Below are 13,314 nucleotides of genomic sequence, written 5' to 3'. Positions count from 1 at the left end.
GTCACGGCATGTGTTCCTGCCCCGGCCGAGCGACTGCGTCGCGTCGGCCCAAGGACACTGATATGGCATCTCCGTTCTACCTGTGGCAGGCCAGCCGCCTGCACTGCCACCCGCTGTCCTGCCAGCGGCCACCGCGGCGGCGCCTGCTCGCCTGCGTGCTCGCCGGCGCCTTGTGGGCGCTGGCGCTGCCGGTGACCGCAACCGAGCCCATCCCGGGACACAGTCTCGAGTCGATCCGGACCTGGGTGCTCGAACACAACCCCGAGCTTCGGGCCATGGGCTTGGAAACCCAGGCTGCCGAAGCGCGGATCCTGCCGGCGGGCGCCCTGCCCGACCCAATGGCCTCAGTGGGATTTCGCGGCCTCGATCCGGACAAACCCTGGCGCACTGTCGGTGCCGAGCGTGAGGTCAACTACGCGCTGCGCCAGCGCTTCCCGCTCTGGGGCAAGCGCGACCTGGCGCGGACTGCGGCCAGCCAGAACGCGGTCGCGATCGGGCTCGATCGCATCACCGCGGCGCGCGACCTGCTGTCCGACGCCGAGGCGGCCTACGCACGTTATTGGCATGCCGATCAAGCGGTAGCCGTGCTCGATCGCCGCATCGCCCTGCTCCGCCAGGTCGAAGAGATCGCGGGAGTGCGCTACGCCCTTGGCCGCGCGCCACAGCAGGATGCCATCCGCGCCCAGGTCGAGCAGACCAGCCTGCAGCGCGAGCGGATCGAACGCCTCGCCGCCAAGCAGGAGGCGGCCGCCACCTTGAACGCGGTGCTGGGGCGCCGTTCCGATGCACCGCTGGCGGCTCCCGACGAGGCGCCGCGCCTTGCCGTCCGCAGCGCTTCGCTTGCCGAGGCTCTGGACGCCGCCGACACGCACCCCGCGGTCCGTTCGCAGCAGGCCCGCGCCGAGGCCGCGCGCACGAATGTGGTGTTGCAGCGTCGCAACCGCTTTCCCGACATCACCGTCGGCGTGGGTGCGATGCAGCTGGGCAACGGCATCCAGAGTACCGAGCTGATGCTCGAGGTGGAGATCCCGTTCCAGCAGCGCGCCCGCCGCGAGCGCGAGCGCGAATCGCGCCTGCTCGAGGAAGCCGCGCTGGCCCGCAGGGACGCCACGCTGCGGGCCGTCGAGGAGCGAGGCGCTTCCGCCTGGTCGCAGTGGACCAGCGCCCGCGAACGCCGGCAACTGATCCAGAACACGCTGCTGCCGCAGGCCGACGCCACCTGGCAGTCGGCGCTGGCGAGCTACCAGGTCGGCGAAGTCGACTTCGGGACGCTGCTGGAAGCACTCAATGAATGGCAGGGCGCCGATCTCGCACGGGTCGATGCATTGCGTGACGAACTGTTGGGCGCCGCCGCCGTGCGCGCCATCGAAGGAGATATCCGATGACCCGTGTCCAGACCCTGTCGCTCGCCATCGGCGTCGCACTCGCCGCCCTCACCACAGGCTGGATGGCCGGCCGCGCGACCAACGATTCGCCGACCGCAGCTACATCCGCCGAGGCGCCTGCCGCGGAGCGCAAGGTGCTTTATTACCGAAATCCCATGGGGCTCCCCGACACCTCGCCGGTGCCGAAGAAGGATCCGATGGGCATGGACTACGTTCCGGTCTATGCCGACGACGCGCCGCCGGCGGCGCAGGGCACGGTGGTGCTGCCGCCGGACAAGGTGCAGGCGCTGGGCGTGCGCACGGAAGCGGTTTCGCGCGGGGCACTGTCCGCCACCGTGCGCACCAGCGGCACGGTCGAGGTCGACGAGACCCGACAGTACGTCATTGCCCCGCGCTTCGAAGGCTGGGTGGAGCGGCTGTACGCGAACCAGACCGGCATGCGAGTCCGCGCCGGGCAGCCGCTGCTATCCGTCTACAGCCCGCAGTTGGCTGCGGCGCAGCAGGAATACAGGCTCGCTGACGAGACCGCCCGCAGGCTGGCCGGATCCGATCCCGCCAGCGCGGCATCGATGACCCGCCTACGCGATGCCGCCCGTACCCGCCTGCGCAACTGGGAAATCAGCAATGCGCAGATGGGCAAGAAGGCCCTGGTCCTCACCGCGCCGGCAAATGCGGTGGTGATCGAAAAACCGGTGGTCCAGGGCGCCCGGTTTGAGGCGGGCGAGACCATCCTGCGCCTGGCCGACCTGTCGATGGTGTGGGTGGTCGCCAAGGTGCCGGCGGCGCAGGCCGCGGGCATAGCAATCGGCCAGCCCGCCCGCTTTGAAACCGTAGCCCTGCCAGGCCAGGTGGCCAAGGGCAAGGTCACCTTCGTGCAGCCCGTCATCGATGCAATGACGCGCACCGTGGACGTGCGCATCGCATTCCCCAATCCCAACGGCGACCTGCGGCCCGGGCTCTACGGGACGGTGCTGCTCGAGGCGCCGGGGACCGGCCCGGTGCTCACCGTTCCGCGTTCGGCCGTGCTGGACAGCGGCACGCGCCAGATGGTGCTGGTTGAGACCGGCGCGGGCCGTTTTGCACCGCGCGACGTGACCCTGGGTCGTCGCGGCGGCGAGCGCATCGAGATCCTCGACGGGTTGTCTGAAGGCGAACAGGTCGTGGTGTCCGCCAACTTCCTGATCGACGCCGAAAGCAACCTGCAGTCGGCACTCAAGGGGCTTGAGGGTCACGCAGGACACGGGTCGCCCTCCGGCACCAGTGAAGATCCGCAGCGCGAACAGTCAGGCGATGGCTCCGCCGACCCGCACGCCGGCCATGGTGCCGAGGCAGCGGATCCGCACGCCGGGCACAGCGAGGAGGCGGCTGACCCACATGCCGGCCATGCCATGCCTGCGGCGCCGGCGGATGCGCCGGCTCCCGCCAGCGCCCTTGACGCACCTGCCGGTCAAGACGGCCATGGCAGCCACGGGATGATGAGCGACCACGCCGCACCTACTTCCCCCACCGGGCACGAGGGGCACTGACATGCTTGGCCGTCTCATTGAATGGTCGGTACGCAACGTCTTCCTGGTGCTGGTGATGGCGCTGGCGATCGTCGCCGGGGGCATCTACGCGCTGACGAACACGCCGCTGGACGCCCAGCCGGACCTCTCGGACGTACAGGTGATCGTGTTCACCGAGTACCCAGGGCAGGCGCCCCAGGTGGTCGAGGATCAGGTCACCTATCCGCTGACCAGCGCCCTGCTTGCAGTTCCGAAATCGCGAGTCGTCCGCGGCTTCTCGTTCTTCGGCGCCTCCTTCATCTACGTCATCTTCGAGGAAGGCACCGATCTCTACTGGGCGCGCTCACGCGTGCTCGAAAACCTCAACGTCGCGTCGAAGAACCTGCCGCCCGGCGTGGCACCCGCACTGGGCCCTGACGCCACCGGCGTGGGTTGGGTCTATCAGTACGTCCTCAAGAGTGACCGCCACTCGCTGGACGAACTGCGCGCGATGCAGGACTGGTATCTGCGCTACCAGCTGACCACCGCGCCCGGGGTGGCCGAGGTCGCCAGCGTCGGTGGCTTCGTGCGCCAGTACTCGATCACAGTCGATCCGGTGCGGCTGCGCGCGTTCGACATCCCGATTTCGCGGGTGTCCGAGGTGATCGCTGCAAGCAACCGCGACGTTGGCGGCCGTGTGATCGAAATGGCCGAGACGGAGTACATGGTGCGGGGCCGTGGCTACCTGCGCGGCATCGAGGACATCGAGAACCTGGTGCTGCGCGCCGAAGGCGGCGCACCGGTGCTGATCGGCGATGTTGCCCGGGTCGAGCTTGTGCCCGATGAGCGCCGCGGGATCGCCGATCTGGACGGCAAAGGTGACGTGGTGGGCGGGATCGTGATTGCGCGATTCGGCGAGAATGCCCTAGCCGTGATCGACGGGGTGAAGGACAAGATCGCCCAGCTTGCGAGTGGACTGCCGGAGGGCGTCAGCGTGCAGGCGGTCTACGACCGCTCCGACCTCATCGTGCGTGCGATCAAGACCCTGCGCACGACCCTGCTCGAGGAGAGCCTGATCGTCGCGCTGGTGTGCCTGGTGTTCCTGTTCCATGCGCGCAGCGCGCTGGTGGCGATCGTCATGCTGCCGGTCGGCGTGCTGATCGCGGTTATCGCGATGCGTGTGCTGGGCATGAACTCCAACATCATGAGCCTGGGCGGCATCGCGATCTCGATCGGCGTGATGGTCGACGCGGCGATCGTGATGATCGAGAACGCGCACAAGCACATCGAGCGCGGCGACGGCTCCCGCAGCCGCACCCAGCTGATCATCGACGCCTGCCGCGAAGTCGGGCCGGCGCTCTTCTTCAGCCTGATGATCATCACCGTCTCCTTCCTTCCCGTGTTCGCGCTGGAGGCGCAGGAAGGCCGCCTGTTCAAGCCGCTGGCCTTCACCAAGACCTTCGCCATGGCCGGTGGCGCGCTGCTGTCGGTGACGCTGGTACCGGTGCTCATGCTGCTGTTCGTGCGCGGCAAGATCGTGCCCGAGCACAAGAATCCGGTGAACCGGTTCCTGGTGGCGGCCTATCGGCCCGTGATCGACGTCGTGCTGCGGCATCGCATGGCCACGATCGTGCTCGCGCTGGTCGTCCTGTTCGCCAGCCTGTGGCCGGCATCGCGCGTGGGAAGCGAGTTCATGCCCACGCTCAACGAGGGCACGCTGCTGTACATGCCCGCGTCGCTACCGGGCATGTCGGTGACCAAGGCCTCCGAACTGCTGCAGCAGCAGGACCGGGTCATCAAGGGTTTCCCGGAAGTGGAATCGGTGTTCGGCAAGGCGGGGCGCGCCCTGAGCGCCACCGATCCGGCGCCGCTGGAAATGTTCGAAACCGTCATCAACCTCAAGCCCGAGGACCAGTGGCGCGACGGCATGACCACCGACAAGCTCATTGCCGAGATGGACGCGGCGCTGAAGTTCCCGGGTGTCGCCAACTCCTGGACGATGCCGATCAAGGCCCGCACCGACATGCTGGCCACCGGCATCCGCACGCCCGTGGGCATCAAGATCTTCGGTAACAACCTGGATCAGCTGGCGGCCCTGGCCACCGAGATCGAAGCCGTGGTACGGCAGGTGCCGGGGACGACCAGCGCCTTCGCCGAACGCCTGACCGGTGCCTACTACCTCGACATCACCCCCGACCTGGCCAGCCTGGCCCAGTACGGCGTGACTCTGGGCGAGGTGCAGGACGTGGTGGCGGCAGCGCTGGGTGGCGAGATGGTCACCACCATCCTGCAGGGCCGCGAGCGTTTCAGCGCGATCGTGCGCTATCCGCGCGAACTGCGCGACGACCCGCAGCGCATCGGGACCCAGGTGCTGGTGCCGGTGCCCGGCGGTGCGCAGGTGCCGCTCGGCGAGTTGGCGAAGATCGAGGTTAGGAAAGGGGCGCCCAGCATCCGCACCGAGAACGCCATGCTGGCCGCATACATCTATGTCGATACCCGCGAAAGCGACCTCGGCCGCTACGTGAAGGCGGCGCAGGAAGCGGTCACTCGACAGGTGCAGTTCCCATCGGGCTACTACGTGACCTGGAGCGGTCAATACGAGTACATGCAACGCGCCGCCGAAAAAATGCGGGTCGTCATTCCGGTGACGCTGGCGCAGATTTTCCTGCTGCTGTACCTCAACTTCCGTCGCGTCACCGAGTCGCTGATCGTGATGCTGTCGGTGCCGTTCGCCCTGGTCGGCGGTATCTGGCTGATGTGGCTGCTCGACTACAACACCAGCGTCGCGGTTATCGTGGGCTTCATTGCATTGGCCGGCGTCGCCGCGGAAACCGGCGTGGTGATGCTGATCTACCTCAACCACGCACTGGAGGCGCGCGCCGCGCAGCGGCAGGCCGAAGGCCGCCCGCTGGATGCACGGGACCTGCGCGAAGCGATCATTGAAGGCGCGGTCGACCGCGTGCGCCCGAAGATGATGACCGTGGTCGCGATCATGGCCGGCTTGCTGCCGATCATGTGGAGCAGCGGCACCGGCTCCGAGGTCATGCGCCGCATCGCCGCACCGATGGTGGGCGGGATGGTCTCGTCGACCATCCTGACGTTGGCGGTGATTCCGGCGCTGTACTCGCTGATCAAGCAGCGGCAACTGGCCAGGAAGCCGCCGGCACCCGCCGCACTGCCCGTGGACGGGCCGTGATGCCCACTTTCCACGCACCTGATCCAGGGCGGTTCGCGCACGCGCGGAGCCGTTCTTCCGGTCGTCCGCGGCGCGTCCGGAGGAATGTGATCCATCGCCGCTTCCCGAGGGGATCGTCATGACTGCCAAACCTACACAAAACGCGACCGGGTCCCGACGTTGGGTCTTCTGGATGTTCTTGGTGCTGGCCTTGTTCTATCTCGGCTTCGAGCACCGCGCCCACCTTGCGGGAACGCTCCGCTGGTTGCCGCTGGCCATCCTGCTGCTGTGCCCGTTCATGCACATGTTCATGCACAAAGGACATGGCGGGCATGGAGGTCACGGGCGCGGCGGCAATGCCGACGACACACCCAATGGCAGCCCCGACACCCGTGGCAAGCCTGCAATGACTGACGAAAGGTCCGACACCTCACACAGAGGACACTGACATGCATGCATCTGAAGATGGCTATGGCCTCTGGCTCCTTGCGGCCGTCAACGCCGCGTTCTTCATCTTCTTCGCCTGGAGCTTCTACAAGCCGTTGACCCGGTGGGACTGGCGGGGGTTCGGAATGTTCTCCGCCTTCATCGTGGCGCTGTTTGCGGAAATGTATGGCTTCCCGCTGACGCTCTACGTTCTGGGCGGCTGGCTCAGCGCCAACTATCCGCAGGTCAATTGGCTCAGTCACGACGCGGGCCACCTGTTCGAGATGTGGTTCGGCTGGCGCGCCAACCCGCATTTTGGTCCATTCCACGTCGCGAGCCTCTTCCTGATCGGCGGTGGCTTCTGGCTGCTGTCGGCTTCCTGGCCCGTGCTGTATCGGGCACAGCGCGAGGGCCGGATAGCTCGAGAGGGCGTGTATGCCCGCATGCGCCACCCGCAGTACGTCGCCTTCGTGCTGGTGTTGACTGGCTTCCTGCTGCAGTGGCCCACGCTGCTCACGCTCGCCAGCTATCCGGTGCTTGTGTGGGCCTATGCCCGCCTGGCGCGCCGTGAGGAAAAAGACTGCCTGAGCCGTTTCGGCAATGATTACGTCAGCTACATGCAGGAGATCCCCGCCTTCATTCCGCGACGTCGGCGCGCCCTCGCCCCATCGGCGGGAGGAACCCGGTGACCCAGGTTGAGGAACTGCCTGAAAAGCGTTTGGCCGTTCCAGTTATCGACCTGCATGTCTCTTCCGTTCTGGCTCTTGTCCCCGATCGTCGTTTCCATTCAAGCCCCATCCAAGGAGTCCACTCAATGAATACGGTCACACCCGTTGCCTGTTCCGCAGCCCCACGTACGAATCCCTACCGCTGGTTCGCCGCGCTGGCGATGGCTGGCGCACTCGCCTTCTCGTTCGCAGCGCCGGGTGTCGCGTTCGCGAACGAGGGCGGCTTCCGCCACAACGTCTTGATGCGCGGCCAAGTGCTGGAGAAAGAGGACCAAACGCTTGTCGTCTGCGTCGGACAGGCCGACGGCGCCCAGGTCGGACAGGTGTTGGAAGTGATCCGGCACAAGCGCCGTAATCGCGGTCCACGGGATGTCGGGCCACGTTATCGCCGGGAATCCGTCGGTCAGGTGCGCATCACCGGGCTGTTCGACGGTCACTACGCGGAGGCTGAGGTGATCGCCGGCAGCCCCAAGGTCAACGACACGGTGGAGCTGGTTCGCCCCTGACCGGGCGCGCAGTGACGAGGATCCGCGGCGGTCCGTCATGTCATTTGCAATCACTTCCTTCGCGAACAGGAGTCACGTCATGGCAACGTATTCCAGCCCCACCCTGCAGTTCCTCGGCGCCGCCGGCACCGTCACCGGCTCGCGCTATCTAGTCGAGGCCAACGGCCAGCGCGTGCTGGTCGACTGCGGCCTGTTCCAGGGCTACAAGCAATTGCGCGAGCGCAACTGGGCGCCGTTTCCGGTCGACCCTTCGACCATCGACGCGGTCGTCCTGACCCACGCCCACCTTGACCATTCGGGCTATCTGCCGGCGCTGGTCAAGCAGGGGTTCCGCGGCCGGATCCACTGCACCTACGGCAGCGTGGCCCTGTGCGGTCTGCTGCTGCCCGACAGCGGGCACCTGCTCGAAGAAGAGGCGAAATACGCCGCGCGCAAGGGCTATTCCAAGCACAAGGAACCACGGCCGCTGTACACCGAAGACGATGCTCACCGCAGCCTGAAGCAGCTCAAGGGGCATGACTACGAGCGCGATGTCGAGGTCGCACCGGGCATCACAGTCCGCTTCCATCCCGCCGGCCACATCCTGGGCGCTGCCCACGTCAGCGTGGACGCGCAGGGCCAGCGCCTGCATTTCAGTGGCGACCTCGGGCGGCAGCAGGAGTCGCTGATGAATCCGCCGACCCCCCTGCCCGCCTGTGACGTGCTGGTCTGCGAATCCACCTATGGCAATCGCGAACACGTTGCGATCGACCAAGAGGCGGAACTCGCGCCGATCATCCGCCGCGTGGCTGCCCGTGGCGGTGTGATCGTCATCCCGGCGTTCGCTGTCGGTCGCGCCCAGACACTTATGTTGCATATCGCCCGGCTGCGCGAGCGCGGAGAGATCCCTCGGATACCGGTCTACCTCAACAGTCCGATGGCGGCCAACGCCACCGGCCTCTACCACGCTCACCATTCCGAGCATCGCGTGTCTCAAGAGGACTGCCAGCGGATGTTTGAGGTCGCCACCTTCGTCAACACTGTGGATGAGTCCAAGGCGCTCAACCGCCAGCGCGGGCCGATGATCATCATCTCGGCCAGTGGCATGATCACCGGCGGGCGCGTGCTGCACCACGTCGAGGCGTTCGGCCAGGATGACCGCAACGCGATCTTGCTGGCGGGCTACCAAGCCGGTGGAACACGCGGTGCCGCGCTGGCGGCGGGAAAGCGAACATTGCGCATGTTCGGCCGCGAGGTTTCCATTCGCGCCGAGGTAGTGCAGCTGGAAGGCTTCTCCGGCCACGCCGATGCGGGCGAGCTGCTGGACTGGATGCGCACCGCACCGTCTGCGCCCCGCGTCGTTTACCTCACCCACGGCGAGCCCGATGCAGCCGACACGTTGCGCGGGCGCGTGCAACGCGAACTGGGCTGGCGCGCACGCGTGCCGGAGCACCTGGACCGCGTTGCACTGGATTCCCCGGAGACCCCATGAACCTGCACCCCAACTGCTGCACCGCCGACCAGCTGTCAGCCGCCGAGCGCCAGCGGATCCTTGAACTGGCCGATGCCCACCGGCAGGCTGATCGCGCGTTCGCACATTGGGCAGCCGGCTACGGCGTGATCCGGCATGACCCGCTCACCCAGCTGCGGGTCCGCCAGATGGTGGACGAACTGGTGGCCCTGGGCCGCACGCCCAATACCGGCACTGCTTGGCAGCGGCTCGCCGCGGCCGATCGCGTCGCCAGTGCCGGCATGTGGCTGGTGGCGCACATGACCTACAGCCAGCGGGTCCGTACCGACGGCACGGTCCTTGAGGCCGACGATTTCAAGCTCACGCCTGAAGGCCACACCGGCGGGTCCCTCAACATGGTGCCCGCCTACGCCGGCTACCTCCTGATGGACGCCCTGGATGGTGTCACCCGCGCTTGGATGATGGGCCAAGGGCACTGCGTGGCCGCGATCGACGCGCTGAACGTGTTGGTTGGCAACATGACCGACAGGCACGCCGAACGCTATGACCGCTCCGACGCCGGACTGAGCCGGTTCGTCGGCGACTTCTACGCCTACACGCTCAATCCGGACGGGACGCCGGCGTCGCCGCTGGGCTCCCACGTCAATGCGCATACCGCCGGGGGCGTGATGGAAGGTGGCTATCTCGGCTTTGCCGAGCTTCAGTACGTGCATGCGCCGCTCAAGGATGAACGCCTGGTGGCGTTCCTCAGCGACGGTGCGTTCGAAGAACAGCGCGGCAGCGACTGGGCGCCGCGCTGGTGGCGTGCCGAAGACAGCGGGCTGGTCAGCCCGATCATCATCCTCAACGGGCGGCGTATCGAACAGCGCAGCCAGATCACCCAGCAAGGCGGCGAGCGCTGGTTGGACCGGCACCTGCGCTTGAACGGCTTTGATCCGATCGCGCTGGACGGGCGCGATCCGGCCAGCATCGCGTGGGGCATCCACGTGATGGAATCGCGCCTGCAAGCGGGCGCCGCCGTCCCCGATACCGACGTGCGGCTGCCCTATGGCATCGCCGAAACCGTGAAGGGCTTCGGCTTCCCCGGCGCCGGGACCAATGCCTCGCACAATCTTCCCCTGCCCGGAAATCCGGCGGTGGATGCAGAGGCGCGCACGCTCTTCAATGAGGGCGCTGCAGCTCTGTTCGTGACCTTCCCCGAACTCGAGGAAGCCGTCGCCGCACTCAACAGCCACGATGACCAGCAGCGGGTGCGCGAGCGCGACCATGCGCTGGCCGATCGCCAGGTGGAACCGCCCCGCGTGCCGGCGATCGCGGACCGCGGCGCCGGCGGCGAGAGCTCGCCGATGACCGCGCTGGACGAGCAGTTTGTCGCGATCGCCGAAGCGAACCCGGGCCTGCGCGTGCGCGTGGGCAATCCCGACGAGCTGCGCAGCAACAAGCTCGACCGCACCCTGGACGCGATGAAGCACCGGGTGCACGAGCCCGAACCCGGTGTCGCCGAATCGACCACCGGCGCGGTCATCACCGCGCTCAACGAGGAGGCCGTGGTCTGCGCGGCGCTCGGCAACAAGGGCGGGCTGAACCTGGTGGTCACCTACGAGGCGTTCGCGCCGAAGATGCTCGGCGCCGTGCGCCAGGAACTGATCTTTGCCCGCCATCAGAAGCAGGCCGGACGCCCGCCCGGCTGGCTGGGCGTGCCGCTGGTGCTGACTTCGCACACGTGGGAAAACTCGAAGAACGAGCAGTCGCACCAGGATCCGACCATGGCCGAGGCGCTCATGGGCGAGATGGCCGACATCTCGCGCGTGGTGTTTCCGCCCGATGCCAACGGCGCCGCCGCAGCCCTCACCCACGCCTACGCGCAACGCGGCACGGTCACCACCCTGGTCGTCCCCAAGCGGCCGGTGCCCCATGAGTTGACGCCACAGCAGGCCAAGGCGCTGGCCGAGATCGGAGCGACGTGCCTGGCCGGCGATCCGGCGAAGGCGGCGATCCTGCTCGTAGCCACCGGCGCGTACCAGCTGCAGGAAGTGCGCCGCGCGCAGGCGCGTCTGGTCGAACGCGGTGTGTCGGCCGCGATCGTCTATCTCGCCGAGCCCGGCCGGTTCCGCGCGCCGCGCGATCCGGAGGAGGCACGGTACGTGCACTCCGACACCGCGGTCCAGGCGCTGTTCCCGGTGAGGAGGCCGCGCGTATTCGTCACCCACACCCGGCCCGAACCCTTCCTCGGCGCCCTGCGCCGGCTCGATACCGGCCCAACTACGACCGCGGCGCTGGGCTTCGTCAACCGCGGCGGCACGCTGGACGTGCCGGGCCTGCTGTTCGCCAACCGCAGCACCTGGGCACACGTGGTCGACGCGGCTGCGCACGTCCTCGGCCAGTCCCGTGGCAGGCTGCTGTCCGAAGCGGAGCTGGCAGCAGTGGATGGCCGCGGCGATCCGGCCACGATCCTGCGCCCTGCCACGGGGCCAGCGTCGTGAGTCGCCCGGCCAGGACCTCGCGCTGATGGCGGGTACAGTGCGGCGCGGAGGTCAGATTGCCTGGGCCGGACTGAAGCTCGGAGTCGCCGTGCTGCGCCTGCGCCGGCGCGCACCCGACCTGCTCCCCGCATACGTCAGCACCACCCTGGTGGGGTTGGGCACCACCTTCGTCAAGCTGGGCCAAGGCTTGAGTCTGCGCTGGGACCTGCTGCCGGCACCCTACCGCGAGGCGTTGTCGCGATTGCACAGCGATGTGCCCCCCTTCCCGGCGGAGGAGGCCATGCGTATCGTCGAACAGGCGTTTGGCGCGCCGGTCGGCGAACTTTTCGCCAGCTTCGATGACAAGCCCCTGGCCGCGGCTTCAGTGGCCCAGATCCATCCAGCGCGCATGCATGATGGTCGCGATGTGGTCGTCAAGATCACCCGCCCCGGGATCCATGCCCAGGTGCAGGCGGATCTGCTGCTCCTGCGGCGCACGATGCGCGTCGCCCAGTGGATCTGGCCGCCACTGAAACGCCACCGGCCGCTCGAACTGGTGGACGAACTAGGCGCATTCCTGCGTGACGAGATTGACATGCGTCACGAGGCGCAGAACATGCGGCGCATGGCCAAGGTGCTGGATGCCCTGCCCGGCATCACCCAGCCGCACGTCGTCGAGCCGTATGCCACCCGCAACGTGCTTGTGCAGGATCGAAGCCACGGGACCCGTCTGGAGGCCGCGTACGGCACAGCGGCCGCTCCCGCACTGGCAAGGGCGCTGCTCGGTGCCTACGTGCATCAGCTCTTCGGCGCCGGCGTCTTCCATGCCGACCCGCACCCGGGGAATCTGTTCTTCTTTGACGACGGTCGCCTGTGCCTGCATGACTTTGGCTCGATCGGCGTGCTCGACCCTGCATCCCGGCTCGCGCTCGGCGGCATGGTCGAGGCCATTGCGGCCGACGACGCCGAGGGCGTGCTGGATGCAGCGATCGCCATGGGCTTCTTCCCGCCGCAGGTCGACCGCCGCTCGCATGTGCGCGAGATCCACCTGATCCTGGCCGAGATGGCCAGCCGTCCGCTGGCGCAGTGGTCCATTGCCGAGGCAATCTGGCGCGTGGCACGCATTGGGCAGGGCGCTGGCTTCCGGCTTCCGGCCCACCTGCTGTCCCTGATCCGGACGCTGTTCCTGGTCGAGAACACGCTGCGGGCGCTGGATCCGGATCTGGACCTGCTGGGGACGCTGTCCGCGCAGGCGGCCGCGATCGCCGACATTGCCGAAGCCAGCCGCCCCAGCGGCAACAGGCCGCTTGCCATGCGGCTGGCCCGCACTGCGCGCCAACTGCCACAGATCGCCACCGACCTGTTGCGGCAGGCGCAACTGAGCGACGGACGACCCGCCTTCTCCGTACACCACCATGGCCTGAGTTCCACGCAGGAGGCAATCGCGCGCACGGGCAACCGGCTGGCGTTGGCCCTGGTCACCTTGGGCCTGTACGTAAGCGGTGCGCTGTTGAGCCTGCATTCCGACGGCCCGCAAGTGTTCGGTCACCTGCCTGTCATGGCGGTGCTGGCCTTCACTGCAGCGGGCCTGCTATCCCTGCGGCTGGTAATGGCCATCGCCAGATCGGGGCACCTGTGACCAGCCGGAGCAACGAACATCGGGAATGGCCGATTTCCCGACAGTCTGTTTCAAAACCC

General features: G+C 67.5%; 9 protein-coding genes. All 9 read left to right on the top strand.

Going from position 1 to position 13,314, the window contains the following annotated elements:
• Positions 1-62: 62 nt before the first annotated feature.
• Positions 63-1,385: a TolC family protein gene (locus EDC34_RS00150; RefSeq protein ID WP_240311021.1), complete on the top strand. Its 1,323-nt coding sequence runs from the start codon at positions 63-65 to the stop codon at positions 1,383-1,385.
• Complete coding sequence (locus tag EDC34_RS00145; protein ID WP_114958840.1) at positions 1,382-2,911, top strand: efflux RND transporter periplasmic adaptor subunit; 1,530 nt, start codon at positions 1,382-1,384, stop codon at positions 2,909-2,911. Before EDC34_RS00150 ends, EDC34_RS00145 begins: the two co-directional genes overlap by 4 nt.
• A 1-nt stretch (position 2,912) precedes the next feature.
• Positions 2,913-6,065: an efflux RND transporter permease subunit gene (locus EDC34_RS00140; protein WP_114958839.1), complete on the top strand. Its 3,153-nt coding sequence runs from the start codon at positions 2,913-2,915 to the stop codon at positions 6,063-6,065.
• A gap of 118 nt (positions 6,066-6,183) precedes the next feature.
• Entirely contained in the window at positions 6,184-6,492 is a 309-nt protein-coding gene (locus EDC34_RS00135; RefSeq protein ID WP_114958838.1) for a DUF2933 domain-containing protein, read from the top strand.
• A gap of 1 nt (position 6,493) precedes the next feature.
• Complete coding sequence (locus tag EDC34_RS00130; protein WP_114958837.1) at positions 6,494-7,159, top strand: methyltransferase family protein; 666 nt, start codon at positions 6,494-6,496, stop codon at positions 7,157-7,159.
• A 125-nt stretch (positions 7,160-7,284) separates the two neighbouring features.
• Positions 7,285-7,704, top strand: a complete 420-nt coding sequence (locus EDC34_RS00125) for a hypothetical protein (RefSeq protein WP_132982815.1) — start codon at positions 7,285-7,287, stop codon at positions 7,702-7,704.
• A gap of 79 nt (positions 7,705-7,783) precedes the next feature.
• Positions 7,784-9,175 carry an MBL fold metallo-hydrolase RNA specificity domain-containing protein gene (locus tag EDC34_RS00120; protein WP_114958835.1) on the top strand — a complete coding sequence of 464 codons (1,392 nt, stop codon included), beginning with the start codon at positions 7,784-7,786 and terminating at the stop codon, positions 9,173-9,175.
• Positions 9,172-11,637, top strand: a complete 2,466-nt coding sequence (locus EDC34_RS00115) for a phosphoketolase family protein (RefSeq protein WP_240311020.1) — start codon at positions 9,172-9,174, stop codon at positions 11,635-11,637. Before EDC34_RS00120 ends, EDC34_RS00115 begins: the two co-directional genes overlap by 4 nt.
• Before the next feature lie 88 nt (positions 11,638-11,725).
• A complete protein-coding gene (locus EDC34_RS00110; RefSeq protein WP_223809477.1) occupies positions 11,726-13,255 on the top strand; it encodes an ABC1 kinase family protein in 1,530 nt (509 codons plus the stop codon).
• The last annotated feature ends 59 nt before the right edge of the window (positions 13,256-13,314 follow it).

This window comes from Thermomonas haemolytica, assembly GCF_004346265.1.
Classification (GTDB): Bacteria; Pseudomonadota; Gammaproteobacteria; order Xanthomonadales; family Xanthomonadaceae; genus Thermomonas; species Thermomonas haemolytica.
This window is presented reverse-complemented; position numbering and strand designations above follow the sequence as displayed.

What these genes read in the sequence shown, in the direction of transcription:
- EDC34_RS00150 (WP_240311021.1), top strand. Translation starts at nt 63, where the DNA reads ATGGCATCTCCGTTCTACCTGTGGCAGGCCAGCCGCCTGCACTGCCAC.
- EDC34_RS00145 (WP_114958840.1), top strand. Translation starts at nt 1,382, where the DNA reads ATGACCCGTGTCCAGACCCTGTCGCTCGCCATCGGCGTCGCACTCGCC.
- EDC34_RS00140 (WP_114958839.1), top strand. Translation starts at nt 2,913, where the DNA reads ATGCTTGGCCGTCTCATTGAATGGTCGGTACGCAACGTCTTCCTGGTG.
- EDC34_RS00135 (WP_114958838.1), top strand. Translation starts at nt 6,184, where the DNA reads ATGACTGCCAAACCTACACAAAACGCGACCGGGTCCCGACGTTGGGTC.
- EDC34_RS00130 (WP_114958837.1), top strand. Translation starts at nt 6,494, where the DNA reads ATGCATGCATCTGAAGATGGCTATGGCCTCTGGCTCCTTGCGGCCGTC.
- EDC34_RS00125 (WP_132982815.1), top strand. Translation starts at nt 7,285, where the DNA reads ATGAATACGGTCACACCCGTTGCCTGTTCCGCAGCCCCACGTACGAAT.
- EDC34_RS00120 (WP_114958835.1), top strand. Translation starts at nt 7,784, where the DNA reads ATGGCAACGTATTCCAGCCCCACCCTGCAGTTCCTCGGCGCCGCCGGC.
- EDC34_RS00115 (WP_240311020.1), top strand. Translation starts at nt 9,172, where the DNA reads ATGAACCTGCACCCCAACTGCTGCACCGCCGACCAGCTGTCAGCCGCC.